The sequence below is a fragment of the Streptomyces sp. AHA2 genome, from assembly GCF_036857595.1.
Lineage (GTDB): Bacteria > Actinomycetota > Actinomycetes > Streptomycetales > Streptomycetaceae > Streptomyces.
Genome location: NZ_JAUQWJ010000007.1, coordinates 288,616 through 313,431 on the forward strand (window position 1 = coordinate 288,616; position 24,816 = coordinate 313,431).

At 71.9% G+C, this 24,816-nt stretch carries 23 protein-coding genes and 1 pseudogene; 13 read left to right on the forward strand and 11 right to left on the reverse strand.

The annotated features are described in order from the left end of the window. Positions 1 to 261: 261 nt before the first annotated feature. From Q5694_RS17455 to Q5694_RS17475, 5 genes are all read left to right on the forward strand, one after another. The gene (locus Q5694_RS17455; RefSeq protein ID WP_333933998.1) at positions 262 to 939 is read left to right on the forward strand and encodes a spermidine synthase; all 678 of its coding nucleotides are present in this window, start codon (positions 262 to 264) and stop codon (positions 937 to 939) included. A gap of 135 nt (positions 940 to 1,074) precedes the next feature. Next, on the forward strand, positions 1,075 to 1,815 hold the full coding sequence (locus tag Q5694_RS17460; RefSeq protein ID WP_333933999.1) for a response regulator transcription factor: 741 nt from the start codon (positions 1,075 to 1,077) through the stop codon (positions 1,813 to 1,815). Then, positions 1,812 to 2,924, forward strand: coding sequence for a HAMP domain-containing sensor histidine kinase (locus Q5694_RS17465; protein ID WP_333934000.1), 1,113 nt, complete (start codon positions 1,812 to 1,814; stop codon positions 2,922 to 2,924). Before Q5694_RS17460 ends, Q5694_RS17465 begins: the two co-directional genes overlap by 4 nt. 281 nt (positions 2,925 to 3,205) lie before the next feature. Further along, positions 3,206 to 7,099 (forward strand): multifunctional oxoglutarate decarboxylase/oxoglutarate dehydrogenase thiamine pyrophosphate-binding subunit/dihydrolipoyllysine-residue succinyltransferase subunit, encoded by a 3,894-nt coding sequence (locus tag Q5694_RS17470; protein ID WP_333934001.1) that lies wholly within the window; start codon positions 3,206 to 3,208, stop codon positions 7,097 to 7,099. Between the two features lie 88 nt (positions 7,100 to 7,187). Next, on the forward strand, positions 7,188 to 7,367 hold the full coding sequence (locus Q5694_RS17475) for a DUF6104 family protein (protein ID WP_003992906.1): 180 nt from the start codon (positions 7,188 to 7,190) through the stop codon (positions 7,365 to 7,367). Between the two features lie 368 nt (positions 7,368 to 7,735). On the opposite strand, the gene Q5694_RS17480 is transcribed toward Q5694_RS17475, so the two are convergent. Further along, the gene (locus tag Q5694_RS17480; RefSeq protein ID WP_333934008.1) at positions 7,736 to 8,572 is read right to left on the reverse strand and encodes a hypothetical protein; all 837 of its coding nucleotides are present in this window, start codon (positions 8,570 to 8,572) and stop codon (positions 7,736 to 7,738) included. Between the two features lie 145 nt (positions 8,573 to 8,717). On the opposite strand from Q5694_RS17480, the gene Q5694_RS17485 reads away from it, so the two are divergent. Both Q5694_RS17485 and Q5694_RS17490 read left to right on the forward strand, forming a co-directional pair. Continuing rightward, entirely contained in the window at positions 8,718 to 9,683 is a 966-nt protein-coding gene (locus Q5694_RS17485; RefSeq protein ID WP_333934009.1) for a DUF4097 family beta strand repeat-containing protein, read from the forward strand. 1 nt (position 9,684) lies between these two features. Next, the gene (locus Q5694_RS17490; RefSeq protein WP_333934010.1) at positions 9,685 to 10,746 is read left to right on the forward strand and encodes a helix-turn-helix transcriptional regulator; all 1,062 of its coding nucleotides are present in this window, start codon (positions 9,685 to 9,687) and stop codon (positions 10,744 to 10,746) included. Between the two features lie 20 nt (positions 10,747 to 10,766). Here the strand turns inward: Q5694_RS17490 and Q5694_RS17495 are convergent, their stop codons facing one another. The 4 genes from Q5694_RS17495 to Q5694_RS17510 all read right to left on the reverse strand — a co-directional run bounded on the left by Q5694_RS17495 (position 10,767) and on the right by Q5694_RS17510 (position 14,180). Beyond that, positions 10,767 to 11,330, reverse strand: a complete 564-nt coding sequence (locus Q5694_RS17495; protein WP_333934011.1) for a Clp protease N-terminal domain-containing protein — start codon at positions 11,328 to 11,330, stop codon at positions 10,767 to 10,769. Then, positions 11,330 to 11,539, reverse strand: a complete 210-nt coding sequence (locus Q5694_RS17500; RefSeq protein WP_004925761.1) for an HTH domain-containing protein — start codon at positions 11,537 to 11,539, stop codon at positions 11,330 to 11,332. Before Q5694_RS17500 ends, Q5694_RS17495 begins: the two co-directional genes overlap by 1 nt. A gap of 110 nt (positions 11,540 to 11,649) precedes the next feature. Further along, the gene (locus Q5694_RS17505; protein ID WP_333934013.1) at positions 11,650 to 12,615 is read right to left on the reverse strand and encodes a zinc-binding dehydrogenase; all 966 of its coding nucleotides are present in this window, start codon (positions 12,613 to 12,615) and stop codon (positions 11,650 to 11,652) included. Positions 12,616 to 12,947: 332 nt separating this feature from the next. Beyond that, positions 12,948 to 14,180 carry an NAD(P)-dependent malic enzyme gene (locus Q5694_RS17510; protein ID WP_333934014.1) on the reverse strand — a complete coding sequence of 411 codons (1,233 nt, stop codon included), beginning with the start codon at positions 14,178 to 14,180 and terminating at the stop codon, positions 12,948 to 12,950. Positions 14,181 to 14,804: 624 nt separating this feature from the next. Here Q5694_RS17510 and Q5694_RS17515 point away from each other — a divergent pair. The 4 genes from Q5694_RS17515 (at position 14,805) to Q5694_RS17530 (ending at position 18,392) form a co-directional block, all read left to right on the forward strand. Beyond that, positions 14,805 to 15,758, forward strand: a complete 954-nt coding sequence (locus Q5694_RS17515) for an ABC transporter substrate-binding protein (protein ID WP_333934015.1) — start codon at positions 14,805 to 14,807, stop codon at positions 15,756 to 15,758. Between the two features lie 32 nt (positions 15,759 to 15,790). Continuing rightward, the gene (locus Q5694_RS17520; RefSeq protein ID WP_333934016.1) at positions 15,791 to 16,732 is read left to right on the forward strand and encodes an amino acid ABC transporter permease; all 942 of its coding nucleotides are present in this window, start codon (positions 15,791 to 15,793) and stop codon (positions 16,730 to 16,732) included. Next, complete coding sequence (locus Q5694_RS17525) at positions 16,729 to 17,490, forward strand: amino acid ABC transporter ATP-binding protein (protein ID WP_333934017.1); 762 nt, start codon at positions 16,729 to 16,731, stop codon at positions 17,488 to 17,490. Before Q5694_RS17520 ends, Q5694_RS17525 begins: the two co-directional genes overlap by 4 nt. Positions 17,491 to 17,732: 242 nt before the next feature. Then, complete coding sequence (locus Q5694_RS17530; protein ID WP_333934018.1) at positions 17,733 to 18,392, forward strand: CGNR zinc finger domain-containing protein; 660 nt, start codon at positions 17,733 to 17,735, stop codon at positions 18,390 to 18,392. 65 nt (positions 18,393 to 18,457) lie between these two features. Here the strand turns inward: Q5694_RS17530 and sodX are convergent. Then, positions 18,458 to 18,709: pseudogene (sodX, locus tag Q5694_RS17535) on the reverse strand (nickel-type superoxide dismutase maturation protease); the annotation flags it as partial. A 146-nt stretch (positions 18,710 to 18,855) separates the two neighbouring features. On the opposite strand from sodX, the gene sodN reads away from it, so the two are divergent. Further along, complete coding sequence (sodN, locus tag Q5694_RS17540; RefSeq protein ID WP_004983535.1) at positions 18,856 to 19,251, forward strand: superoxide dismutase, Ni; 396 nt, start codon at positions 18,856 to 18,858, stop codon at positions 19,249 to 19,251. A 65-nt stretch (positions 19,252 to 19,316) separates the two neighbouring features. Here sodN and Q5694_RS17545 read toward each other — a convergent pair whose 3' ends face one another. Then, entirely contained in the window at positions 19,317 to 20,471 is a 1,155-nt protein-coding gene (locus Q5694_RS17545; RefSeq protein ID WP_333934021.1) for an inorganic phosphate transporter, read from the reverse strand. A 102-nt stretch (positions 20,472 to 20,573) separates the two neighbouring features. Here Q5694_RS17545 and Q5694_RS17550 point away from each other — a divergent pair, with 102 nt between their 5' ends. After that, positions 20,574 to 21,326: a VOC family protein gene (locus tag Q5694_RS17550; protein ID WP_333934022.1), complete on the forward strand. Its 753-nt coding sequence runs from the start codon at positions 20,574 to 20,576 to the stop codon at positions 21,324 to 21,326. Between the two features lie 2 nt (positions 21,327 to 21,328). On the opposite strand, the gene Q5694_RS17555 is transcribed toward Q5694_RS17550, so the two are convergent. From Q5694_RS17555 to Q5694_RS17570, 4 genes are all read right to left on the reverse strand, one after another. Next, entirely contained in the window at positions 21,329 to 21,559 is a 231-nt protein-coding gene (locus tag Q5694_RS17555; protein WP_333934023.1) for a hypothetical protein, read from the reverse strand. A gap of 651 nt (positions 21,560 to 22,210) precedes the next feature. Continuing rightward, on the reverse strand, positions 22,211 to 22,477 hold the full coding sequence (locus Q5694_RS17560; RefSeq protein ID WP_333934024.1) for a hypothetical protein: 267 nt from the start codon (positions 22,475 to 22,477) through the stop codon (positions 22,211 to 22,213). A gap of 150 nt (positions 22,478 to 22,627) precedes the next feature. Beyond that, entirely contained in the window at positions 22,628 to 23,242 is a 615-nt protein-coding gene (locus Q5694_RS17565; RefSeq protein ID WP_333934025.1) for a GNAT family N-acetyltransferase, read from the reverse strand. 316 nt (positions 23,243 to 23,558) lie between these two features. Continuing rightward, positions 23,559 to 24,728 (reverse strand): family 2 encapsulin nanocompartment cargo protein polyprenyl transferase, encoded by a 1,170-nt coding sequence (locus Q5694_RS17570; protein ID WP_333934026.1) that lies wholly within the window; start codon positions 24,726 to 24,728, stop codon positions 23,559 to 23,561. Positions 24,729 to 24,816: the final 88 nt, after the last annotated feature.

The following is a 24,816-nucleotide window of genomic DNA, read 5'->3' on the forward strand; positions in this document are numbered from 1 at the left end:
CCGGCCGGCGACGGTGAGGTCGTCGGGCCGGACGACGCGGGCACCTCACCCGCGGGCGGGCCCATCGCCATCGGCGACGCCGTCCCGTCGGGCGGCGCGGTGCGTTCCACCACGGGCACTCCTTCCGTCGTCCCCAGCCTGCGCCCCGTACGTCGCGTTGTCCGCGGCGGGCGCCGCGCGGGAGCCGCGGCGGCGCCGGAGCCCGTCGCGTCCCCCGGTAATTCCCCGTCGCGGGCGCCCCGGACCTGCCAGGATGATCCGATGCCCACCTCCTACGACACACCTGAGGTACTGGACCGGCGCGAGGGCCCGCACGGCGAGGTCGTGCTGCGGCGGCACGGCGACCGGCTGGAGATCATCGCCAACGGCACCTTCCTGATGGACACCTCCGACGGCCGCTCGGAGCGGCTGCTGGTCGACGCCGCGCTGGACGCCCTGCCCGGCCGTGACCACCCCGACGTGCTGATCGGCGGGCTCGGCGTCGGCTTCTCCCTCGCCCACGCAGCGGCGGACCCGCGCTGGGGACGGATCACCGTGGTGGAGCGCGAGCACGCGATCGTCGAGTGGCACCGCTCCGGCCCGCTCGCGGCCCTCTCCGCCGAGGCCCTCGCGGACCCGCGCACCGACATCGTCGAAGCGGACCTGGTGGCCCACCTCCATGAGACATCCGCCACGTACGACGCCCTGTGTCTCGACATCGACAACGGGCCGGGCTGGATCGTCACGGAGGACAACGGCGCGCTCTACGGGGAGACCGGACTGGCCGCCTGCGCCCGGGTGTTGAGGCCCGGCGGAGTGCTCGCGGTGTGGTCCGCGCAGCCGTCCCCGGAATTCGAGGGAACCTTGCGGAATGCCGGGTTCCAGCAGGTGCGTACCGAAGAGATCCCCGTTGCCCGGGGCGTTCCGGACGTCGTCCACCTCGGCATCCGCCCTGGATAGCAAAGGCCTGCCGCATCCCCGTACGCTGCTCCCCTGGCGCCGATCATTCAAGCGTCAATCGCAAGCATGCGCAGGCACAGCCAGTCAGAAGGAATCACCCCACTGATTCCGGAAAGCACACCCCAGGGGCGGGCGATGGAGCAGACACACACCTCCCACAACGGTTCGGCGACGGCTGCACCCGGTGCACAGCGCCGGGTTCTCGTCGTCGAGGACGACGCCACGATCGTGGATGCCATCGCGACCCGTCTGCGAGCCGAGGGATTCCTCGTGCAAACCGCCGGCGACGGTCCGTCCGCGGTCGACACGGCCGAGGCATGGCAGCCCGACCTGCTGATCCTCGACATCATGCTGCCCGGCTTCGACGGCCTGGAGGTCTGCCGTCGCGTGCAGGCCGCCCGTCCGGTGCCGGTGCTGATGCTGACCGCGCGGGACGACGAGACCGACATGCTGGTCGGGCTCGGCGTCGGCGCCGACGACTACATGACCAAACCGTTCTCGATGCGGGAGCTGGCGGCGCGCGTGCACGTGCTGCTGCGCCGCGTGGAGCGGGCCGCCATCGCGGCGGCCACCCCCCGCTCCGGCATCCTGCGCCTGGGCGAACTGGAGATCGACCACGCCCAGCGCCGCGTCCGGGTGCGCAGTGAGGACGTCCACCTCACACCCACCGAGTTCGACCTGCTGGTGTGCCTGGCGAACACCCCGCGCGCGGTCCTCTCGCGCGAGCAGCTGCTGGCCGAGGTCTGGGACTGGGCGGACGCCTCCGGCACCCGCACGGTCGACAGCCACATCAAGGCGCTGCGCCGGAAGATCGGCGCCGAGCGGATCCGCACGGTGCACGGCGTGGGCTACGCCCTGGAGACCCCGACGCCATGAGCCGCGGGCCGGCCGCACGGAGGAACCCCCGGGAGCCGGAGCCCCGGGGCGGGGTGAGCCCGTTCTCGATCAAGACGAAGCTGGGCGCGCTGGTCGTCATCTCGGTCCTGATCACCACCGGCCTGTCGGTGATCGCGGTGCACACCAAGACCGAACTGCGCTTCATCACGGTCTTCTCGATGATCGCCACACTGCTCATCACGCAGTTCGTGGCCCATTCGCTCACCGCGCCGCTGGACGAGATGACGGCGGTGGCCCGCTCCATCTCCCAGGGCGACTACACCCGCCGCACGCGGGAGAACCGCCGTGACGAGCTGGGCGACCTGGCCGTGACGATCAACGCCATGGCCGACGAGCTGGAAGCGCAGGACAGCCAGCGCAAGGAGCTGGTCGCGAACGTCTCGCACGAGCTGCGCACCCCCATCGCGGGGTTGCGCGCGGTGCTGGAGAACATCGTCGACGGCGTCACGCAGGCCGACCCGGAGACCATGCGCACGGCACTGAAGCAGACCGAGCGGCTCGGCCGGCTGGTGGAGACGCTGCTGGACCTGTCCCGCCTGGACAACGGCGTGGTGCCGCTGAAGAAGCGGCGGTTCGAGGTGTGGCCGTATCTGTCCGGCGTACTGAAGGAGGCCAACATGGTGGCCTCCGTGCGCGCCGGCATCGCCACCGGCTCGGGCAGTCACACCCGTACGGACGTCCATCTGCACCTCGACGTCCATCCACCGGAGCTGACCGCGCACGCGGACCCGGAGCGCATCCACCAGGTCGTCGCCAACCTCATCGACAACGCGGTCAAGCACAGCCCGCCGCACGGCCGGGTGACGGTCAAGGCGCGGCGCGGGGCGCTGCCGGAGTCCCTGGAGCTGGAGGTCCTGGACGAGGGCCCGGGCATTCCCAAGTCGGAGTGGCACCGCGTGTTCGAGCGGTTCAACCGCGGCAGTGCCAAGCGTCCGCAGGGGCCGGGCAGCGACGGGGGCACCGGGCTGGGGCTGGCGATCGCACGCTGGGCGGTCGATCTGCACGGCGGCCGGATCGGAGTGGCCGAATCCGAGCGGGGTTGCCGGATTCTTGTCACTCTTCCGGGAGTCACCTCAACGCCAAGTTGACGTAAAGTTCGGACCGGAGTCACAAGATCCACGAGCGTCCGCGCTGACGGGCACGTGTGATCAGGCACAGGCCCGCGCCATCGGCGTGACAGGCCCTGCTCCCCCCTTGCCTGCTGAAGCGGAACCACGCTTGTTTCCCGCCATTTCAAGCCCCGAAACACGCTCCAAGATGTGACTTGCACGACGTTGAACGGGCCCGGCCTGACCTTCCCCGCCGGGGAGGCGTAGCCTTGATTCCCGCTGTCCATCATCTTGTGAAGCGGAAGAGGGCGGTTGCCGCCGTGTCGCCACAGTCCCCCAGTAACTCGAGCATCTCGACCGACACCGACCAAGCGGGCAAGAACCCCGCCGCGTCGTTCGGTGCCAACGAGTGGCTCGTCGACGAGATCTATCAGCAGTACCTCCAGGACCCGAATTCGGTAGACCGAGCCTGGTGGGACTTCTTCGCCGACTACAAGCCGGGCGCCGCTGGCGCACCGGCTCCGGCGGGTACCGCGGCCGCGGGGGCCGCGGGGACCACCACCACCGCTCAGCAGGCGGCTCCGGCCGCTCCCGCCCAGGCCCCCGCGCCTGCGGCCGAGAAGGCCGAGAAGGCCGAGAAGGCCGACAAGCCCGCCGCCGCTGCGGCGCCGGCTCCCGCCCAGGCTCAGGCGCCGGCCCAGCCGAAGCCGGCCGCGCAGGCCCCGGCCCAGGCCGCCGCCCCCGCGAAGGCCGCTCCGGCCCCCGCGAAGCCGGCCGCCTCGAAGCCGGCCGCCGCCAAGCAGGCCGCCCCCGCGAAGAAGGCGGAGCCCGCCGCCGAGGCCCCCGCGGGCCCCGAGCAGGTCGTGCTGCGCGGCCCGGCCGCCGCGGTCGCGAAGAACATGGACGCCTCGCTGGAACTGCCCACGGCCACGTCCGTGCGCGCGGTGCCGGTGAAGCTGCTGTTCGACAACCGCATCGTCATCAACAACCACCTGAAGCGGGCGCGGGGCGGGAAGATCTCCTTCACGCACCTCATCGGCTACGCGATGGTCCAGGCCATCAAGGCCATGCCGGCGATGAACTACTCGTTCGCCAAGGTGGACGGCAAGCCCACCCTGGTCAAGCCGGAGCACGTCAACCTCGGTCTCGCCATCGACCTGGTCAAGCCCAACGGCGACCGCCAGCTCGTCGTCGCGGCGATCAAGAAGGCCGAGACGCTGAACTTCTTCGAGTTCTGGCAGGCCTACGAGGACATCGTCCGCCGCGCCCGCGACGGCAAGCTGACGATGGACGACTTCTCCGGCGTCACGGTCTCCCTGACCAACCCCGGCGGCCTCGGCACGGTCCACTCGGTGCCCCGCCTGATGCCCGGCCAGTCCGTGATCATGGGCGTCGGCTCCATGGACTACCCCGCGGAGTTCCAGGGAACCTCCCAGGACACCCTGAACAAGCTCGGCATCTCGAAGGTCATGACGCTCACGTCGACCTACGACCACCGGGTCATCCAGGGCGCCGCCTCCGGCGAGTTCCTCCGCCAGGTCGCCAACCTGCTGCTCGGCGAGAACGGCTTCTACGACGACATCTTCGAGGCGCTGCGCATCCCCTACGAGCCGGTCCGCTGGCTCAAGGACATCGACGCCAGCCACGACGACGACGTCACCAAGGCCGCCCGCGTCTTCGAGCTGATCCACTCCTACCGGGTCCGCGGCCACGTCATGGCCGACACCGACCCGCTGGAGTACCAGCAGCGCAAGCACCCCGACCTGGACATCACCGAGCACGGCCTCACGCTCTGGGACCTGGAGCGCGAGTTCGCCGTCGGCGGCTTCGCCGGCAAGTCGATGATGAAGCTGCGCGACATCCTCGGCGTCCTGCGCGACTCGTACTGCCGCACCACCGGCATCGAGTTCATGCACATCCAGGACCCGAAGCAGCGCAAGTGGATCCAGGACCGCGTGGAGCGCCCGCACTCCAAGCCGGAGCGCGAGGAGCAGCTGCGCATCCTGCGCCGGCTGAACGCGGCCGAGGCGTTCGAGACGTTCCTGCAGACCAAGTACGTCGGCCAGAAGCGCTTCTCGCTGGAGGGCGGCGAGTCCGTCATCCCGCTGCTGGACGCCGTGCTGGACTCGGCCGCCGAGTCCCGCCTGGACGAGGTCGTCATCGGCATGGCCCACCGCGGCCGCCTGAACGTCCTGGCGAACATCGTCGGCAAGTCGTACGCCCAGATCTTCCGCGAGTTCGAGGGCAACCTCGACCCGAAGTCGATGCACGGCTCCGGCGACGTGAAGTACCACCTGGGCGCCGAGGGCACCTTCACCGGCCTCGACGGCGAGCAGATCAAGGTCTCCCTGGTCGCCAACCCCTCGCACCTGGAGGCGGTGGACCCGGTCCTGGAGGGCGTCTCGCGCGCCAAGCAGGACATCATCAACAAGGGCGGCACGGACTTCACGGTCCTGCCGGTGGCGATCCACGGCGACGCGGCCTTCGCGGGCCAGGGCGTGGTGGCCGAGACCCTGAACATGTCGCAGCTGCGCGGCTACCGCACCGGCGGCACGGTCCACATCGTCATCAACAACCAGGTCGGCTTCACCGCGGCCCCCGAGTCCTCGCGCTCCTCCATGTACGCGACGGACGTCGCCCGCATGATCGAGGCCCCGATCTTCCACGTGAACGGCGACGACCCCGAGGCCGTCGTCCGCGTGGCGCGGCTCGCCTTCGAGTTCCGCCAGGCGTTCAACAAGGACGTGGTGATCGACCTCATCTGCTACCGCCGCCGCGGTCACAACGAGTCGGACAACCCGGCCTTCACCCAGCCGCTGATGTACGACCTGATCGACAAGAAGCGCTCGGTGCGCAAGCTGTACACCGAGTCCCTCATCGGTCGCGGCGACATCACCCTGGAAGAGGCCGAGCAGGCGCTGCAGGACTACCAGGGCCAGCTGGAGAAGGTCTTCACGGAGGTCCGCGAGGCCACCTCGCAGCCGAACATCGTGCAGACGTCGGACCCGCAGGCCGAGTTCCCGGTCGCCGTGAACACCGCGGTGACCACGGAGGTCGTCAAGCGGATCGCCGAGTCGCAGGTCAACATCCCCGACCACATCACCGTCCACCCGCGTCTGCTGCCGCAGCTCCAGCGCCGAGCGGCGATGGTCGAGGACGGCACCATCGACTGGGGCATGGGCGAGACCCTCGCGATCGGTTCCCTCCTGCTGGAGGGCGTCCCGGTCCGCCTGGCCGGCCAGGACTCGCAGCGCGGTACGTTCGGCCAGCGCCACGCGGTCATCATCGACCGCAGCACGGGCGAGGAGTACACGCCGCTGCAGTACCTCTCCGAGGACCAGGCGCGGCTGAACGTCTACAACTCCCTGCTCTCCGAGTACGCGGCGATGGGCTTCGAGTACGGCTACTCGCTGGCCCGCCCCGAGGCGCTCGTGATGTGGGAGGCGCAGTTCGGCGACTTCGTCAACGGCGCCCAGACGGTCGTGGACGAGTTCATCTCCTCGGCCGAGCAGAAGTGGGCCCAGACCTCCGGTGTCGTCCTGCTGCTGCCGCACGGCTACGAGGGCCAGGGCCCGGACCACTCCTCGGCCCGCCCCGAGCGCTTCCTGCAGATGTGCGCGCAGAACAACATGACGGTCGCCATGCCGACGTCGCCGTCGAACTACTTCCACCTCCTGCGGTGGCAGGTGCACAACCCGCACCACAAGCCGCTGGTGGTCTTCACGCCGAAGTCGATGCTGCGCCTGAAGGCGGCGGCGGCCAAGGCGGAGGAGTTCACGACGGGCCAGTTCCAGCCGGTCATCGGCGACGCCTCGGTCGACCCGGCCGCGGTGAAGAAGGTCGTCTTCTGCGCCGGCAAGGTCTACTACGACCTGGACGCCGAGCGTCAGAAGCGCGGTGTGACGGACACGGCGATCATCCGCATCGAGCGCCTGTACCCGCTGGCGGGTGCCGAGCTCCAGGCGGAGATCAAGAAGTACCCGAACGCCGAGAAGTACCTGTGGGCCCAGGAGGAGCCGGCGAACCAGGGTGCCTGGCCGTTCATCGCGCTCAACCTGATCGACCACCTGGACCTGGCGGTCGGCGCGGAGGTGCCGCACGGCGAGCGCCTGCGCCGCATCTCGCGTCCGCACTCCTCGTCCCCGGCCGTCGGTTCCGCCAAGCGGCACCAGGCCGAGCAGGAGCAGCTGGTGCGCGAGGTGTTCGAGGCGTAACCGTCCTCGCGCGTCCTGTGCGGCCGGGCCGCATCCCCGCTTCCGGGGGTGCGGCCCGGCCGTTTCGCGCCCACCTATCCTTGACGGCATGTACTTCACGGACCGTGGCATCGAGGAACTGGAGAAGCGACGCGGCGAGGAGGAGGTCACCTTCGAGTGGCTGGCCGAGCAGCTGCGCACGTTCGTGGACCTCAACCCCGACTTCGAGGTCCCGGTCGAACGCCTGGCGACGTGGCTGGCCCGGCTGGACGACGAGGACGACGAGTAGCTTCGACGGACGGCTCAGGGCAGCCCCGGGCCCCTGAGAGGGTGCGGCTCCGGCTCCGCCCCCGTGGTTCGGCCGGCAGGACCCGCGAGGCGGTGTGAGACGGCGGTCGCGCCCGGCTCGGGACGCGAGGTCCAGGACACGGCGTGAGAACCCCGCTCCCCCGCTCGGGATCCCAGGTCCACCCCGAGGTCGACGACGCGGCGTGAGAAGCCTCTCCCCACTCGGGCGTCCGGCCTCCCTGCGGCAGGCGGACGAGCCCCTTCCGCACCGGGAGCGGCGGCCCGCGCACGGGTGTCCCGACCGGCCGCACCTCGGCTTCGCCACTCACGGGAACACCCGCCCGGCCTTGTCGGCGCCGCGGTGTCGCCTCAGTCGCGCGGGTGGGTCACGCCGTAGGCCAGACCCAGCGTGCCGTGTGCGAGGAGCAGTGCGCCGGCCGTGACCCAGCCCCAGCCTCCGCCGTGCCGGCGCAGGCCCCACACCAGCAGGGGGACGCCCGCCGCCACCTGGGCCAGGGCCAGGGCGTGGGCCCTGGGGTCGCCGGTCCCGGGCATCCAGGGACCCAGGCGGCTGTGCTCGACGGTGCCGCGCTCCACCACCGCCTCACGCAGGCCGGTCCACTCGACGGGCCGGCTGTCCGGCTGGAGCGCCACGGCTTCCCGGAGGCGGTCGGCGGGCAGTCCGGGCACGAGTTCCGGCGGCATCGAGACGCCCACGCGCGCGAGGACCGCCAGCAGGCCGCGCAGCCGGGCCCGGGCGTCGGCCGCCGCGTCGGGCCTGGTCAGCTGATCGAGGGCCTGGACGTCCAGGACGGGATCCAGCCCCACCCGCGCGGCGAAGGTGCGCATCGCCTCGTCCTCCCCCACCGGGACACCGTCGGCGAGCCAGACGAAGCCGACCGGGCGGCGGAACCCGGACGCCAGCGTGAAGCCCGCGTGGTCCGCGTCCCACCACAGCGCGAGGACGGGCCAGGGCGCGCCGACGGCGAGAGCGCCGGCCCAGCCGGTGACCACCCGGTCGACGGGCTCGCCGCCGTCCCGCCAAGGGCCGCCCTCAGGGACCAGCACGCTCCATCGGTCACCCGCGCGCGTGAGCTGCATGGGTTGGCGCAGCAGCGGGGCCACGGCGGCGACGGCCCCGGGCGCCGCCCGGCACAGCAGCAGCGCCCCAGAGGCAGAGCCCGTAGGGGCGGCATCCGTCGGCATGGTCACACGTTAGGGCGATTCATCCGCTCATGAGCACTTATGACCGTCGACTGTCCGCAGAACGGGTGTCTTGACTTTGCCCGGCCGCGATATATCGTGAATGCGAGAGGACGCGATATGGCGCGTCGGATCAGGGAGGTCTGCCATGTCCGAGTGGTCCGTCACGGAGCCCGTGAAGCTCACCTTCGACGAGCCCGTGCGCGATCTCCACGTGCGCCTGGTCAACGGCACGGTGAACGTGGTGGGCACCGACGAGGGTTCCGCCCGACTGGAGGTCTCCGAGATCGAGGGACCGCCCCTGGTGGTGACCCAACGGCACGGCACCCTCACCGTGGCGTACGAGGACCTGCCCTGGAAGGGCTTCCTCAAGTGGCTGGACCGCAAGGGCTGGCAGCGCAGCGCGGTGGTGTCCCTGGCCGTGCCGACCGGCACCCGCGTCGAGGTGGGCGTGGTCGGCGCGGCGGCGGTGATCTCCGGCATCCACGGCCCGTCGGTGGTCAGGGGCGTCACCGGCGACACGACGCTGGTGGGCCTGTCCGGTCCGGTCCGGGCCGACACGGTCTCCGGCAGCCTGGAGGCACAGGACGTGACGGGTGAGCTCCGGTTCAGTTCCGTCTCGGGTGACCTCACCGTGGTCGAGGGCTCCGGCCCCTCCGTACGGGCCGACTCGGTCAGCGGTTCCATGATCGTCGACCTCGACCCGGACGGCCCGACGGACGTGCGGCTGAGCAGCGTCTCGGGCGAGATCGCCATTCGCCTGCCCTATCCGGCGGACGCGGAGATCGAGGCCAACACGGCCAGCGGTGCCATCTCCAACGCCTTCGACGGCCTGCGGGTCTACGGCCAGTGGGGCGCGCACAAGATCGCCGGCAGGCTCGGCGCGGGCACCGGCAGGCTGCGGGCCACCACCGTCTCCGGGTCCATCGCCCTGCTGCGCCGCCCGGCCCGGGAGGACGAGGACGCCGGCCCCGCGCACACCCGGCCCGGGACCCCGCCCGCCGACCCGCGGGGCGGCCCGCCGGCCGGCCCGGGAGACAATTCCGTCTCCGGCCGGGGCACCGGCGCCGACGGCGCCCCGGCCGACGGCTCGACCGACAAGAAGGTGCTCTGACATGCCCCCCGTCTTCGCCCACGGCCGCCTCCGCCTGTACCTGCTGAAGCTGCTCGACGAGGCCCCGCGCCACGGCTACGAGGTGATCCGCCTCCTCGAAGAGCGCTTCCAGGGGCTGTACGCGCCGTCGGCGGGCACCGTCTACCCCCGGCTGGCCAAGCTGGAGGCCGAGGGCCTGGTCACGCACACCACCGAGGGCGGCCGCAAGGTCTACTCGATCACCGACGCGGGCCGCGCCGAACTGGCCGACCGCAGCGGCGAGCTGGCCGATCTGGAGCTGGAGATCCGCGAGTCGGTCGCGGAGCTGGCCGCCGAAATCCAGGCGGACGTGCGCGGGGCCGCGGGCGATCTGCGCCGCGAGATGCGCGCGGCGGCGACGGAGGCCCGCCGGGGCCCCGGCGCGTCCGGCGCCGAGGGCGGCGCCTCACCCGGTGACACCCCGCCGTTCGGCGACAAGGAGGCCTGGCGCATCGCCAAGGAGGAGATGCGCCGTGCCCGGCAGGAGTGGAAGGAACAGGCCCGGCGCGCCAAGGACGAGAGCCGCCGGGCCCGCGAGGACGCCCAGCGGGCCCGGCGCCAGGCGAAGGAGGCCCAGGAGCAGGCACGGGCCCAGGCCCAGGAGCAGATGCAGCGCATCACCCGCCGGGTCCAGGAGCAGGTGCAGGACCGCTTCGCCCGCGGCGACTGGCCGGCGGGACTGCGCGAGGGCCTGAGCGAACTGGTCAAGGAGATGGGCGAGTTCGGCAAGGACTACGGCAAGGACTTCGGCTTCGACTGGTCCGGCACGGGCAGGACCGCCCCGCCGGCCCCGGACCCGGCGCCCGCACAGCCCGCGGAGGACTTCCCGGCCGGCTACGAACCCGCCTGGGCCCATGAGGACGCCGCGGACTCCACCGGCGACCCCGCCCGCGACCTGGACCGCCTGCTCGACCGGTTCCGGGACGACATCCGGGACGCGGCCCGGGACAACGGCGTGACTCCCGACCAGCTGAGGGACGCCCGCCGCCATCTCTCGACAGCGGCGGCCCACATAGGGGCGCTCCTGCGCACCCCGAAGACGTAAGCCCCCGCCGGGCCGCCCGCTCAGCCGGCCTTGGCCTCGCCGCCGCGTCCGTACAGCACCCGCACCAGGGACTCGTACGTCACTCCGTGGTCGGCGAGGACCTCGGCCGGCACGCCGGGCCGGGCGGTGAGGGCCAGCAGGATGTGCTCGTCGCCGATGTGCCGGTCGCGCTGGGCCAGGGCGGCCCGCAGGGAGCGTTCGAGCACGTCCTTGGCGCCCCGCCCGAAGGAGGCACGCCCGGTGGACCACCACCGGCCGTCCTTCGCGTCGCCGGACATCGCCCCGACTCCGTGCAGGTCCTCCACCCGGGCGACGATCTCGGTCACGTCGATCCCCAGCCCGGCGAGTGCGTCGCTCTCGGCCCTGGACAGCCCGGCCCGCCGCCGCGCCTGGCGCAGCGCCTCGCGCACGGGTTCCCGGTCCTCCCCGAGTCCCAGCGCGGCGAGCGCGAACGACCCGCGGCTGCCCTCCCGGTCGAGCAGGGCCAGCAGCAGATGCTCCGGCTCCACGCTCCGCCCGCCCTCCACATGGGAGAACGCGCCCTTCACCACGTCCCGTGCGTCCTTGGTGAACCGCTCGAACATCAATGCCTCCCGTACTTCTTGTGCACGGCCTGCCTGCTCACGCCGAGTTCGGCGGCGATCTCCTGCCACGACCAGCCCTGGTTGCGCGCGTTGCGCACCTGCACGGCCTCCAGCTGCTCCAGCAGCCGGCGCAGGGCGGCGACGGCCCGCAAGCCGACCCGTGGGTCCCGGTCGCCGGCCCGCTCGGCCAGATCGGTTGCTTCGGTCATGACGTCAACCTACGTTGACATCACCTATGCGTCAACCGTAGTTGACACACGAAACGGCCGGCCCGTTCCCGGGCCGGCCGTCGAGCAGCGCGTTCGCGCGCGGCAATCGTTCAGGGGTTGGTCAGCACGACCTTCCCGAACTGCTCACCCGCGGCCAGCCGCTCGAAGCCCTCACGAGCCCGGTCCATGGTCAGCACCTCGTCGATGACGGGCCGCACCCCCGTGGCGGCGCAGAAGGACAGCAGGTCCTCCAGTTCATCCTTGGTGCCCATCGTCGAGCCGACGACCTTCAGCTCCAGGAAGAAGATCCGCGTCAGTTCGGCGTGCGAGGGCCGGTCACCGCTCGTGGCACCCGAGATGACGAGCGTGCCGCCCGGCCTCAGCGACTTCACCGAGTGCGACCAGGTGGCGGCGCCCACCGTCTCGATCACGGCATCGACCCGCTGGGGCAGCCGCGCTCCGGACTCCAGCGCCTCCACCGCCCCGAGCTCCAGGGCACGCTTGCGCCGGGCCTCGTCCCGGCTGGTGGCGAACACCTTCAGGCCGGCGGCCTTGCCCAGCACGATGGCGGCCGTGGCGACACCGCCGCCGGCGCCCTGCACGAGCACGGAGTCGCCGGGCCGGACGCCCGCGTTGGTGAACAGCATCCGGTAGGCGGTCAGCCAGGCCGTGGGCAGGCAGGCGGCCTCCTCGAAAGAAAGTTCCTTCGGCTTGGGCAGGATGTTCCAGGTCGGCACGGCGACCTCCTCGGCGAACGTCCCCTGGTAGCGCTCGGTGAGGATGGAGCGGGGTTCCTTCGGGCCGACCCCGTGCCCGCTCTGTCCGATGACGGAGTGCAGGACGACCTCGTTGCCGTCCTCGTCGACGCCGGCGGCGTCGCAGCCGAGGATCATCGGCAGTTTGTCCTCGGCGAGGCCCACCCCGCGCAGGGACCAGAGGTCGTGGTGGTTGAGGGAGGCGGCCTTGACGGTGACGGTGCTCCAGCCGGGACGGGCCTCGGGGGCGGGACGCTCCCCCAACTCCAGGCCGGTGAGCGGCTGGTCGCGGTCGATTCGGGCGGCGTAGACGGCGAACATGACCTTGACGATAGGTTCCCCGCCGTGGCGAAGGAACCGCATGCCCCTGTGAGACACACCCTCTTGCCAGGAACCCGCGGGTGATGCCCGAGGCCACCGCGGCAGGACCGGCACACGCGGCCCGCGAGGGTGCGGGGCCCGGACCACGCTGTCGGACGGCGGCGGGACAGGGACGACGGGGGGACAGGGACGACGGCGGGACAGGGACGACGGCGGGACGGGGGCCACGGCGGCCGCCACCGGCGCGCCCCACCCGTTCGGCCGTACCGCCCGGCAAAGAAATGACCCCGTCCGAACGCGGACGGGGTCACCTCAGGGCACGGCCGGCGGTGTCAGCGCCGGGCCACGCCCTCCGCCCGGGCCGCCGCCGCGACCGCCGCGGTCACGGCCGGTGCGACACGCTCGTCGAAGGGCGACGGGATGACGTAGTCGGCGGCCAGGTCGTCCCCGACCACGGCGGCCAGCGCCTCGGCGGCGGCCAGCTTCATCCCCTCGGTGATCCGGGACGCCCGCACCTGCAGGGCGCCCGCGAAGATCCCCGGGAACGCCAGCACGTTGTTGATCTGGTTCGGGAAGTCCGACCGCCCGGTGGCGACGACTGCCGCGTACCTGTGCGCGACCTCGGGATGCACCTCGGGGTTCGGGTTCGCCATGGCGAAGACGAAGGCCCCCTCGGCCATCGTCGCGACCGCGGACTCCGGGACGGTCCCGCCGGACACGCCGATGAACACGTCCGCACCGGCCAGCGCCGACTCCAGCGAGCCGGTGAGCCCGGCCTTGTTGGTGAACCCGGCCAGCTCCCGCTTCACCGCGGTGAGGTCCTCGCGGTCCGCCGACACGACACCCTTGCGGTCGGCCACCGCGACGTCCCCGATGCCGGCCTCCACCAGCATCTTCGCGATCGCGACACCCGCCGCGCCGGCGCCGGAGATGACGGCCCGCAGGTCGCCCACCGCCCGTCCGCTCAGCCGCGCGGCGTTGCGCAGGGCGGCTAGGGTCACGACCGCCGTGCCGTGCTGGTCGTCGTGGAAGACCGGGATGTCCAGCCGCTCCTGCAGCTTCCGCTCGATCTCGAAGCACCGGGGCGCCGAGATGTCCTCCAGGTTGACTCCGCCGAACGAGGGCGCGAGCCGCACCACCGTCTCGACGATCTCGTCGACGTCCGTGCAGTTCAGCGCGATCGGAACGGCGTCCACACCGCCGAACTGCTTGAACAGGATGGCCTTGCCCTCCATCACCGGGAGGGAGGCCTCGGGCCCGATGTCACCGAGCCCCAGAACGGCCGTACCGTCCGTCACGACGGCCACGACCGACGACTTCCACGTGTAGTCGTGCACCAGCTCCGGCTGCTCCGCGATCGCGCTGCACACCTTCGCGACGCCGGGCGTGTACGCCAGGGACAGGTCGTCCTTGTCGCGGACCGGCACGGTGGCCTGCACGGCCATCTTGCCGCCGCGGTGCAACGCGAACGCCGGATCGAAGGAGTCGAGGGGCTCCGCACCGCCCTCGGGATCCGTATCGCCGGTCTTGCTCTCGCTGCGAGGATTGACGATCTCCGCTGCCACTTTCTTTTACCCCTTAAATCTTCATCGGTTTGAGGGTGGCCACTCCTGGTGAGGGGTGGGCGGGACCGCGCACGGCCGTGGTCGTGCTCTGTACGTGATACGTACGGGCGCGTGCGCGACGGGCGCGCCGCACACGCGCCCTGAGCCCCGGATGAGGGGTGTAAAGACCCTTCTTACCGGACGGAAGGCACCTGGGACGAGTCCATAACGCCAAGGTCACATGACGGTGCCCCGACTCTTCGTCCAATATCGGTACAAGGGCTGGACAATCCGGGGAGAACCACTCAAGCGGCGGCGAAGCCGGTGGGCCCTGTCTCGAAATCCCGGGATGCACCGAAGATCTTCCGGCCGGAACGAAAGATTCCCACAGAAGGTCCGGCCGTGATGTACCGGAGTGGTGCGGTTCGGGGATCGCCCGTTATCCGATTTTGACATGGCTGGCCCCCAGAATGGCGCAGTCCGAATGGCAAGATGCCGTAATCACACGAGGTCGCGACACTCGAAGACGTGTGCTCCCGTCGACCTGCGGCTCTGCCGGCACCGTCGGCAGTGCGCGCGCTGCCGGTCCCATCGGCGGCGCACAGCCCCATCGGCAACTCCACCCATCCGCCGGAGGAACCCACCATGACCGCAAGCTCCACCCGTCGTACGACCGCCGCCCGCTCCCGGCTAGCAGCGGTCGGTGCGATCGCGGTCGCAGGCGCGCTGATGCTCACCGGATGCGGTGACCAGACCAAGGACAGCGGCTCGGAGAGCGACACCGCCTCCACCGCCCCGCTCGCCGGCAAGCTGCCCCAGGCCGTCCGCGACAAGGGCGTCATCAAGGTCGGTTCGGACATCGCCTACGCCCCGGTCGAGTTCAAGGACAGCTCCGGCAAGGTCGTCGGCATCGACCCGGACATCGCCGCCGCCATGGGCAAGCAGCTCGGTGTCGACTTCCAGTTCGAGAACGGCACCTTCGACACGCTGATCACCGGTCTGCGGTCCAAGCGGTACGACATCGCCATGTCCGCGATGACCGACACCAAGGACCGTCAGGAGGGCATCGACTCCGACACCGGCAAGAAGGTCGGCGAGGGCGTCGACTTCGTCGACTACTTCACCGCCGGTGTGTCGATCTACACCAAGAAGGGCGACGACCAGGGCATCAAGACCTGGTCGGACCTGTGCGGCAAGAAGATCGTGCTGCAGCGCGGCACGGTCTCCGAGGACCTCGCCAAGGCGGAGTCGAAGAAGTGCCCGGCCGGCAAGAAGATCGCCATCGAGGCCTTCGACAACGACCAGCAGGCCCAGACCCGTCTGCGCGCGGGTGGTGCCGACGCCGGCTCGTCCGACTTCCCGGTCGCCGCGTACGCCGTGAAGACCTCCGGCGGCGGCAAGGACTTCCAGCTGGTCGGCGAGCAGGTCGAGGCCGCTCCCTACGGCATCGCGGTCGCCAAGAACCAGACGCAGCTGCGCGACGCGCTCAAGGCCGCCCTCGACGCCATCATCGAGAACGGCGAGTACGAGAAGATCATGAAGAAGTGGGGCGTCGAGGACGGCTCCATCGAGGCGGCCACCATCAACGGCGGCAAGTGACCGCAGCGCAGCGGCACTGAAAGGCACTACCCGTGACTGTTGACATCGAGAAGACGGCGGGCGACACGCCCCCGGCCGGACCGGAGGCCATCAAGGCCATCCCGGTGCGGCACTACGGCCGGTACGTCTCCGCCGTCGTCGCGCTCGCCCTGCTGGGCGGCATCGTCTTCGCGTTCGCCCAGGGCAAGATCAACTGGGACGCGATCCCGGACTACTTCTTCGACGACCGTATCCTCGACGGCGTCGGCAAGACGCTGCTGCTGACCGTGCTGTCCATGGCGATCGGCATCGTCGGCGGCGTCCTGCTCGCCGTGATGCGCCTGTCGAAGAACCCGGTGACCTCGTCGATCGCGTGGTTCTACATCTGGTTCTTCCGCGGCACCCCGGTCCTGGTCCAGCTGATCGTCTGGTTCAACCTGGGCCTGGTCTTCGAGTACATCAACCTCGGGCCGTTCTACAAGGACGAGTGGTCGGACTTCATGACCCCGTTCCTGACGGCGCTGCTGGGCCTCGGCCTGAACGAGGCCGCGTACATGGCGGAGATCTGCCGTGCCGGTCTGCTCTCGGTCGACGAGGGCCAGACCGAGGCGTCGCACGCCCTCGGCATGAGCCACTCCAAGACGCTGCGCCGCATCGTCATCCCGCAGGCGATGCGCGTGATCGTGCCGCCGACGGGCAACGAGGTCATCAACATGCTGAAGACGACCTCGCTGGTCTCCGTCGTCCAGTACCCCGAGCTGCTCCGCGCCGCCCAGGACATCGGCCAGACCTCCGGCGCCCCCGCCGAGATGCTGTTCCTGGCCGCGGCCTGGTACCTGCTGCTGACGTCGGTCTTCAGCGTCGGCCAGTACTACCTGGAGCGCTACTACGCGCGTGGTTCGAGCCGGTCGCTCCCGGCCACGCCGTTCCAGAAGATCAAGGCCAACGTGCTGTCCCTGTCCAACCGCTCGTCGACGACGGGAGGCACCGCATGACCGCCATGGTGAAGGCCGAGGGCGTCCACAAGTCCTTCGGTCCGGTGGAGGTCCTCAAGGGCATCGACCTGGAGGTGAAGTCCGGCGAGGTGTTCTGCCTCATCGGCCCCTCCGGCTCCGGCAAGTCGACCTTCCTGAGGTGCATCAACCACCTGGAGAAGATCAACGCCGGCCGCCTCTACGTCGACGGCGAGCTGGTGGGCTACCGGCAGAAGGGCGACAAGCTCTACGAGCTGAAGGACAGCGAGGTCGCCCTCAAGCGCCGGGACATCGGCATGGTCTTCCAGCGCTTCAACCTGTTCCCGCACATGACGGCCGTGGAGAACGTCATGGAGGCGCCCGTCCAGGTCAAGGGCGTCAACAGGGGCCAGGCGCGGCAGCGCGCCCTGGAGCTGCTGGACCGGGTGGGCCTGGCCGACAAGGCGGGCAACTACCCCTCCCAGCTCTCCGGCGGCCAGCAGCAGCGCGTCGCCATCGCCCGGGCCCTGGCCATGGACCCGAAGCTGATGCTGTTCGACGAGCCGACCTCGGCCCTCGACCCGGAGCTGGTGGGTGACGTCCTGGACGTCATGCGCGACCTGGCCGAGTCCGGCATGACGATGGTCGTCGTCACCCACGAGATGGGCTTCGCCCGTGAGGTGGGCGACAGCCTGGTCTTCATGGACGGCGGTGTGGTGGTCGAGGCGGGCAACCCGCGCGAGGTGCTCACCAACCCGCAGCACGAGCGGACGAAGTCCTTCCTGTCCAAGGTGCTCTGACCTGTCCGAGGTGCTCGACCTGTCCGGGGTGCGCTGACCGGTACGCATGGCGAAGGGGCGGTACGGGATCTCCGTACCGCCCCTTCTGCCGTGCCGCATCGGCCCGTCGTCTCGTCGGCCGGGGACCGGCCGGACGCCGTCGGCATCCGTCGTCGAGCCCTTGCCTCGTAATACCCTGGGAGCACCATCAGCTCTTACCAGTGCACGTTCGCGACGATGAAGCCCCTCCGTAAGGACTACAAGTGGAACTGGCCTATTACTCGGACTACGCCGTGCGTCTCGTCAACACCGAGGAGCCGGTCCGGGGCAAGGACGCCCTGACGTCGGTCGAGGCCGTTCGCGACCTGTTCGGCACCAGCCAGTCGGCTGCCCGGCGCGCCACGGAGGCGGACGTGACGCGGTTCCGCTCGATCCGAGCCCGGCTGCGCGCGGTCTTCGAGGCGGCCGACGCCGGCGACGAGACGCTCGCCGTCGACCTGCTCAACTCCTTGCTGCTGGAGTTCCCGGTCAGTCCCCAGATCTCCGGGCACGACTTCCGCGACGACGACGGCCGTCCCCTGTGGCACATGCACCTGGCGGACCACCCGTCCAACGCGACGGCCGGCTACGCGGCGATCGCCGCGATGGGCCTGGCCTTCCACCTGACCGAGTACGGCGTGGACCGCCTCGGCCTGTGCGAGGCCGCCCCCTGCCGCAACGCCTACCTGGACACCTCCACCAACCGCTCCCGGCGCTACTGCTCCGACCGCTGCGCGACCCGGGCCAACGTGGCGGCCTACCGGGCCCGCAAGCGCCTGGAGACGGCCAGGCCCGGCCTGCCCGAGACGACGGGCCTGACCGCGGAGAGCACCCAGCCGAGCAGCGCCCAGGGCGAGCGCCGGCCGGGCTTGAGCGGGCGGTAGCGCAACCGCACCCGGCCCAGCACCAGTTCGTCGGGCACCACGCCGTAGTCGGTGCTGTCGCCGCCGGCGTGGGCGTTGTCCCCCAGCACCCACCAGCCGTCGCCGCGGCGCTGGGCGGCCCGCTTCACCACGAGCAGGTCCTGCTGGAAGGGGTGCCTCAGCACGACGACGTCACCGGCCCTGATCCGGGCCCCGTAGTGCACCAGGAGCCGGTCGCCGTGGTACAGCGTGGGCACCATGGACGGGCCCGTCACCTCGGCGACTCCGAAGGGCGGGGCCGACCCTCCCCGCTCGGACTCCTGCGACAGCTCCGGCATCACCCGACACCTCCCCGGTTCTTTCCTCCACCAGTCCCAGTCTCACCCCGGACTTTTGTCCTAAGCCCAAGGGGGCACCCGCCAAAACCCCTCCGCCACGGAGTAATGTCCCCTGTGAGAAGACGATCACGAGGAAGGAATGCTCCATGCTTTCCCGCCTGTTTGCACCCAAGGTCAAGGTCAGCGCGCACTGCGACCTTCCCTGCGGTGTCTACGACCCCGCCCAGGCCCGCATCGAGGCGGAGTCGGTCAAGGCCGTCCAGGAGAAGATGGCCGGAAACGACGACCCGCACTTCCAGGCCCGCGCCACCGTCATCAAGGAGCAGCGCGCGGAGCTTGCCAAGCACCACGTCTCGGTGCTCTGGAGCGACTACTTCAAGCCCCCGCACTTCGAGAAGTACCCGGAGCTGCACCAGCTGGTCAACGACACCCTGAAGGCCCTGTCGGCCGCCAAGGCGTCGACCGACCCGGCCACCGGCCAGAAGGCGCTGGACTACATCGCGCAGATCGACAAGATCTTCTGGGAGACCAAGAAGGCCTGATCGCCACCTGCGGTGAAGGGGCCCGGCCGGATCGGCGGCCGGGCCCCTTCGCCGTACGTGCCGTCTCACGCGGCCGAGCCGACCTTGGCCGGCCGTTCTCCGTGCAGTGTGACCTCGTGCGCGTCGTTGACGTTGTGGGCGTCCACCGGATTGCGGCGCGAGAGGAGCACCATGCCGGCGGCGAGGGCGGCACCCGCGAGCCCCACCGCGGCCGTACCGAGGTCGCCGCCGAGACGGACGACGACGGCGGCCAGAGCGCCGATCAGCCCGGCCGCGGGCAGGGTGATCGCCCAGGCCACCGCCATACGGCCCGCCACGCCCCAGCGGACCTCCGCGACCCGGCGGCCGAGCCCCGCGCCGAGGATGCTGCCCGAGGCCACCTGAGTGGTGGACAGGGCGAAGCCGAGGTGGGCGGAGGTGAGGATGACGGCCGTGGAGGCGGTCTCCGCCGCGAAGCCCTGCGGTGAGCGGATCTCCGTCAGGCCCTTGCCCATGGTGCGGATGATCCGCCAGCCGCCGAGGTAGGTGCCGAGCCCCATGGCCAGCCCCGCGGAGGCGACCACCCACAGGGGCGGCCCGGCGTCCGCGCCGAGCGCTCCGGCGGAGACGAGGGTGAGGGTGATGACGCCCATGGTCTTCTGCGCGTCGTTCGTGCCGTGGGCGAGGGAGACCAGCGAGGCGGAGGCGATCTGGCCGATGCGGAAGCCCTTGGCCACGGTCTCCCGGCGGGCCCGGCGGGTGAGCCGGTAGGCGAGGCCGGTGGCCAGCAGCGCGGCCACTCCCGCCACGAGCGGTGAGGCCACCGCCGGTACCAGCACCTTCTCGACGACCTTGCCGGCGTGCACGCCCTGGCTGCCCGCCCCCGCGACCACCGCCCCGATCAGCCCCCCGAACAGGGCGTGCGAGGAGCTGGACGGCAGCCCGAGGAGCCAGGTCAGCAGGTTCCACAGGATCGCCCCGACCAGCCCGGCGAAGATCATGCCGGGTGTCACGAGGCCGTCGTCCACGATGCCGCCCGAGATCGTCCGGGCGACCTCGGTGGACAGGAACGCGCCCGCGACGTTGAGGACACCGCTGATGAGGACCGCCGTCCGGGGAGCGAGCGCGCCGGTGGCGATGGAGGTGGCCATCGCGTTCGCCGTGTCGTGGAAACCGTTGGTGAAGTCGAAGACGAGGGCCGTGACGATCACGGCCGCCACGAGGAACGTGATGTGGTCCATTGCAGCATGCAAACAAGTCCGGGCCGACGGGCGGGACCGGCGAGGCGGGGCGGGCCCAAGGTTCACGCAGGTGGCCGTGGCGGGCCCTCTACGATCGCGCCCATGACGATCCGCTGGACCTACGCCTTCATCGACCGCCCACACCCCGGCTTCCGCGCCGCCTGTGGCTTCTGGACCGCGGTCACGGACACCCGGCTGTCCGAACCGCGGGGCGAGCACCGGGAGTTCGTCACCCTGCTCCCGGACGGCGCCGACGCCTGCGTGAAGGCGCAGGCGGTGCGGTCGGGGCCGGGCGGCGCGCATCTCGACTTCTGCGTCGACGACGTGGCGGGGTTCGCCGCCGCGGCGGTCCGGCTCGGCGCGAGCGTGGTGACGGACCTCGGCTCGCTCGTCGTCCTGCGCTCACCGGGCGGTCAGTCGTTCTGCGCGGACCCGTGGCGCGGCCAGGCCTCACGGCCGGGCGTGGTGCGGGGCAGCCGGCTCGACCAGGTGTGTGTGGACCTCCCGCCGTCGGCGTACGACGCCGAAGTCGCCTTCTGGAGCGCGCTGCTGGCCGGCTGGGAGTCGCGGGCCGGGTCCCTGCCCGAGTTCCATGTGATCGAGCCGCCGTCCGGCCTGCCGGTCCGTCTGCTGCTGCAGCGCCTCGACGAGGAGCGGCCGGTCTCCGCCCACCTCGACCTGGCCTGCGCGGACCCGGCCGGGACCCGGGAGCGGCACGAGGCCCTCGGAGCCGCCTTCGTGGCGGCTTTCCCCGGCTGGACGGTGATGCGCGACCCTGCGGGCGGCCTGTACTGCCTGACGTCCCGCGACCCGGCGACGGGCGGGGTGCGGGCCCGGTCCGCGGAGACGGCCTGACGTCAGGGCGAGCGGACGTACGCGCAGGAGGCGGGCCCGCCTCCCTGGGGCGTCGGGCAGGGAGGCAGGTCGTAGGTCTCCCCGGGCTCGGCATCCAGCCAGACGTACGGCCCGCCGGGGTCCGCCGAGTCCCGCATCCACAGGGTGAGCGCGGCCGCCACGGTCACGAGCAGTACCCACACGATCACCATGGCGCGCCATGCACGGCGGCGCCGCTCCCCTGGTAAGCCCATGGATCACACGTTAACCCCTCACCCGGGGCCTGCGCGGGTGGCCCGAGGTGAGCCGGGCCGCGGCCGGCGGGCGCGCTCAGGGGCGTCGTGCGCCGGTCCCCTAGGGCACCCTCCCGGGCGGGATGGCTCCCGGCGGCGCGGTCCCGGGTGGGGCCGTCGCCGGGGCCTGCGCGGGTGGCCCGAGGTGAACCGGGCCGCGGCCGGCGGGCGCGCTCAGGGGCGTCGTGCGCCGGTCCCCTAGGACACCCTCCCCCCGGGCGGGGTGGCTCCTGGCGGCACGGTCCCGGGTGGGGCCGTCGCCGGGGCCTGCGCGGGTGGCCCGAGGTGAGCCGGGCCGCGGCCGGCGGGCGCGCTCAGGGGCGTCGTGCGCCGGTCCCCTAGGGCACCCTCCCGGGCGGGGTGGTTCCTGGCGGCGCGGTCCCGGGTGGGGCCGTCGCCGGGGCCTGCGCGGGTGGCCCGAGGTGAGCCGGGCCGCGGCCGGCGAGCGCGCTCAGGGGCGTCGTGCGCCGGTCCCCTAGGGCACCCTCCCGCGCGGGGTGGTTCCTGGCGGCGCGGTCCCGGGTGGGGCCGTCGCCGGGGCCTGCGCGGGTGGCCCGAGGTGAGCCGGGCCGCGGCCGGCGAGCGCGCTCAGGGGCGTCGTGCGCCGGTCCCCTAGGGCACCCTCCCGCGCGGGGTGGTTCCTGGCGGCGCGGTCCCGGGTGGGGCCGTCGCCGTGGTGGTGGGGGACCCGGCCGGCTGCCCCTCGGGGCGGGCGGCCGCGGTGTCCGCGCCCTCGCGCTCCCGGACCCCGCAGTCCGGGTTCCGGCAGGGACCCGCCACCCATCGCGGGACCCATGCGCCCAGCGTCTTGTGCCGCCGGACGACCGTTTCCACCGGCTGTCCGCAGGTGGGACAGACGTGCTCTTCGCTGCTGCCCATGTCCTCAGGGTAGGCCGGTCCGGGCGTCGGCGCTCCCCGCTGTACGCGCGCAACCGCGACGCCGGGGCCGGACACGGGGCGTGCCCCGAGCCGTGCGCGGGCGGGGCATCACCGGGCCGCCGGCCGGCCGGGGGCGGAGAGGGCCGGCGGTCACGCCGTGCGCGAGGCCGGTTCGCGCCACATCGGCCACATTTCCGGGCCGTCGGGGAGCCGGAGGGCCGAGCCGCAGAGCGCGAACCCGAGACGCTCGTACAACGTGCGGCTGCGCGCGCTGCTGGCCTCCAGGTACGCCGCGGTCCCCTCGCGGTCGCAGCGGTCGAGGACCGACTCCATGAGCGCGGTGCCGAGCCCTTCGCCCTGCCGGCCAGGGGCGACGCCGATCATCCACAGGTACTCGTGGGCCCGCCCCGAGGGGTGGATCCCCGCGGTGAGCCGGCTGATCAGCTCGATGCGCTCGTTGCCGGGGTCGACGGCCTTCCGCACCCGAGCCGGGCCGTCGTCCTCGGCGTCGTCGCCGCGGTGCGGATCGCCGTCGGGCACGGACAGCCACAGGGCGCAGGCCGAGCCGTCCTCCGTGACGTCGATGCGGCCGGCCCCGAACACGATGTCGGTGAAGGCGGCCATGAGCATGGGGTGGTGCGCCCGGCGGTCCTGCACGTCGGGGAAGACCCAGCCGCTCACGGGGTCGTCGTGGAACGCCTCGTCGAGCAGACGGACGATCAGGTCCCTGTCCCCTTCGCCCGCCGTCCGGATCACCACACCCATGCTCCGCCCCTTCGCTCGTCCGATCGGCGTTGATCGTAGGGGCGTCGAGGATCTCCGTGGCGAGCCGAGACCGAGCTTGGCGCAAATCAGTCGAACGCCTGCCCCGCCTCCCCCACGTGACACGCGTAAGGGGCGGGCCCCGCACACCGTGGGGCAGTGCGGGACCCGCCGGCCGGAGTCCGGTGACCGTGCGGGGTCAGGAGCCGCACGGCCCCGGCGCTCCGGGGTCCTGCCCTTCGATCGCCCGAAGGGCCGTCAGATGCCGACGGCCGGTTCCCACCGGCGCCGATCGCTGACCGCCGACGGGCGTCGGCCGTCAACTGCTGCGCCGCGTCACGAACTCGGCGAGGGCCAGCAGCCCGCCCGCCGCCTCCGGGTCCGGCACGGCGCGGGAGAGCTGCTGCATGGCCCGGGCCATGCGGTCGGACGCCTGGATCTGTGCCCAGTCCCGGCCGCCGGCACGCTCCACGGTCGCAGCGATGTGGTCCAGGTCCTCCTTCTCCCCGGGCCGTGCGTACAGTTCGGCCAGTTCGGCGGACTCCGGAGTGCCGGAGACCAAGGCCGCGACGACGGGCAGGGACTTCTTGCGGGCGACCAGATCCGCGCCGACGGGCTTGCCGGTGCGACGCGGGTCGCCCCATATGCCGATGATGTCGTCGATGAGCTGGAAGGCGAGCCCGGCCTCCCGGCCGAAGGCGTCCAGCGCCGCCACTTCGTCGGCCGAGGCACCCGCGTAGAGTCCGCCGATCGCGCAGGCGCTGCCGAGCAGTGCACCCGTCTTGGCCTCCGCCATGGCGACCACCTCGTCGAGCGTGACCTCGCCGGGGGCACAGCGCTCCAGGGCCGTGTCCGCGTGCTGGCCCGCGCACAGTTCGACCACACAGTCCGCAAGCCGCGCGGCCGCCGCCCTGGAGACCGGACGCGGGTCCTCGGCCAGCAGCCTCAGCGCCAGGGCCTGCAGGGCGTCACCGGCCAGGATCGCGTCCGCGTCACCGAACACGCTCCAGGCGGTGGGCCGGTGACGGCGGGTGGCGTCCCGGTCCATCACGTCGTCGTGCAACAGCGTGAAGTTGTGGACCAGTTCCACCGCGGCTGCCGCCGTGGCCGCTCCGGCCCGTGCCTCGGCACCGCCGAGGGCGGACGCCGCCGCGAGGACCAGGGCGGGGCGGATGGCCTTGCCCGAGCCGCCGTCGGCAGGGCTGCCGTCGGCCTGCTCCCAGCCGAAGTGGTAGAGCGCGACCCGGCGCATCGGCGCGGGCAGCGTGCCGAGCGCGGCCCGCAGGACCGGATCGACCTCCGCGCGGGCCCGCTCCAGCAGCGTCACCGCTTCGTGCCCTTCGGCCGGTTCGGGCCGGCCGTCCCGCTGCGTCCCGATCGGCCCCCGTCTCTCCGGCGTCCCGGCCGGGGGCCGGGACTCGGGCTTGAGCGGCCCGCCCGGGGCGGGCAGCGTCGGCTCCGTCCTGGACTCCGTGAGGGAATCACCCATGGGACCGCCTCGGAGGATGAGCGGACGGTGAGGCTTCCGCCGCCACTGGGCGCGTACCCCGAGGGTGTACCCGTCCCGGCGGACGGGG

Bases quoted from the DNA above. Each gene is read 5' to 3' on its own strand.
- Q5694_RS17455 (WP_333933998.1), top strand. From the start codon at position 262: ATGCCCACCTCCTACGACACACCTGAGGTACTGGACCGGCGCGAGGGC.
- Q5694_RS17460 (WP_333933999.1), top strand. From the start codon at position 1,075: ATGGAGCAGACACACACCTCCCACAACGGTTCGGCGACGGCTGCACCC.
- Q5694_RS17465 (WP_333934000.1), top strand. From the start codon at position 1,812: ATGAGCCGCGGGCCGGCCGCACGGAGGAACCCCCGGGAGCCGGAGCCC.
- Q5694_RS17475 (WP_003992906.1), top strand. From the start codon at position 7,188: ATGTACTTCACGGACCGTGGCATCGAGGAACTGGAGAAGCGACGCGGC.
- Q5694_RS17480 (WP_333934008.1), bottom strand. From the start codon at position 8,572: ATGCCGACGGATGCCGCCCCTACGGGCTCTGCCTCTGGGGCGCTGCTG.
- Q5694_RS17485 (WP_333934009.1), top strand. From the start codon at position 8,718: ATGTCCGAGTGGTCCGTCACGGAGCCCGTGAAGCTCACCTTCGACGAG.
- Q5694_RS17490 (WP_333934010.1), top strand. From the start codon at position 9,685: ATGCCCCCCGTCTTCGCCCACGGCCGCCTCCGCCTGTACCTGCTGAAG.
- Q5694_RS17495 (WP_333934011.1), bottom strand. From the start codon at position 11,330: ATGTTCGAGCGGTTCACCAAGGACGCACGGGACGTGGTGAAGGGCGCG.
- Q5694_RS17500 (WP_004925761.1), bottom strand. From the start codon at position 11,539: ATGACCGAAGCAACCGATCTGGCCGAGCGGGCCGGCGACCGGGACCCA.
- Q5694_RS17505 (WP_333934013.1), bottom strand. From the start codon at position 12,615: ATGTTCGCCGTCTACGCCGCCCGAATCGACCGCGACCAGCCGCTCACC.
- Q5694_RS17515 (WP_333934015.1), top strand. From the start codon at position 14,805: ATGACCGCAAGCTCCACCCGTCGTACGACCGCCGCCCGCTCCCGGCTA.
- Q5694_RS17525 (WP_333934017.1), top strand. From the start codon at position 16,729: ATGACCGCCATGGTGAAGGCCGAGGGCGTCCACAAGTCCTTCGGTCCG.
- sodN (WP_004983535.1), top strand. From the start codon at position 18,856: ATGCTTTCCCGCCTGTTTGCACCCAAGGTCAAGGTCAGCGCGCACTGC.
- Q5694_RS17545 (WP_333934021.1), bottom strand. From the start codon at position 20,471: ATGGACCACATCACGTTCCTCGTGGCGGCCGTGATCGTCACGGCCCTC.
- Q5694_RS17550 (WP_333934022.1), top strand. From the start codon at position 20,574: ATGACGATCCGCTGGACCTACGCCTTCATCGACCGCCCACACCCCGGC.
- Q5694_RS17555 (WP_333934023.1), bottom strand. From the start codon at position 21,559: ATGGGCTTACCAGGGGAGCGGCGCCGCCGTGCATGGCGCGCCATGGTG.
- Q5694_RS17560 (WP_333934024.1), bottom strand. From the start codon at position 22,477: ATGGGCAGCAGCGAAGAGCACGTCTGTCCCACCTGCGGACAGCCGGTG.
- Q5694_RS17565 (WP_333934025.1), bottom strand. From the start codon at position 23,242: ATGGGTGTGGTGATCCGGACGGCGGGCGAAGGGGACAGGGACCTGATC.
- Q5694_RS17570 (WP_333934026.1), bottom strand. From the start codon at position 24,728: ATGGGTGATTCCCTCACGGAGTCCAGGACGGAGCCGACGCTGCCCGCC.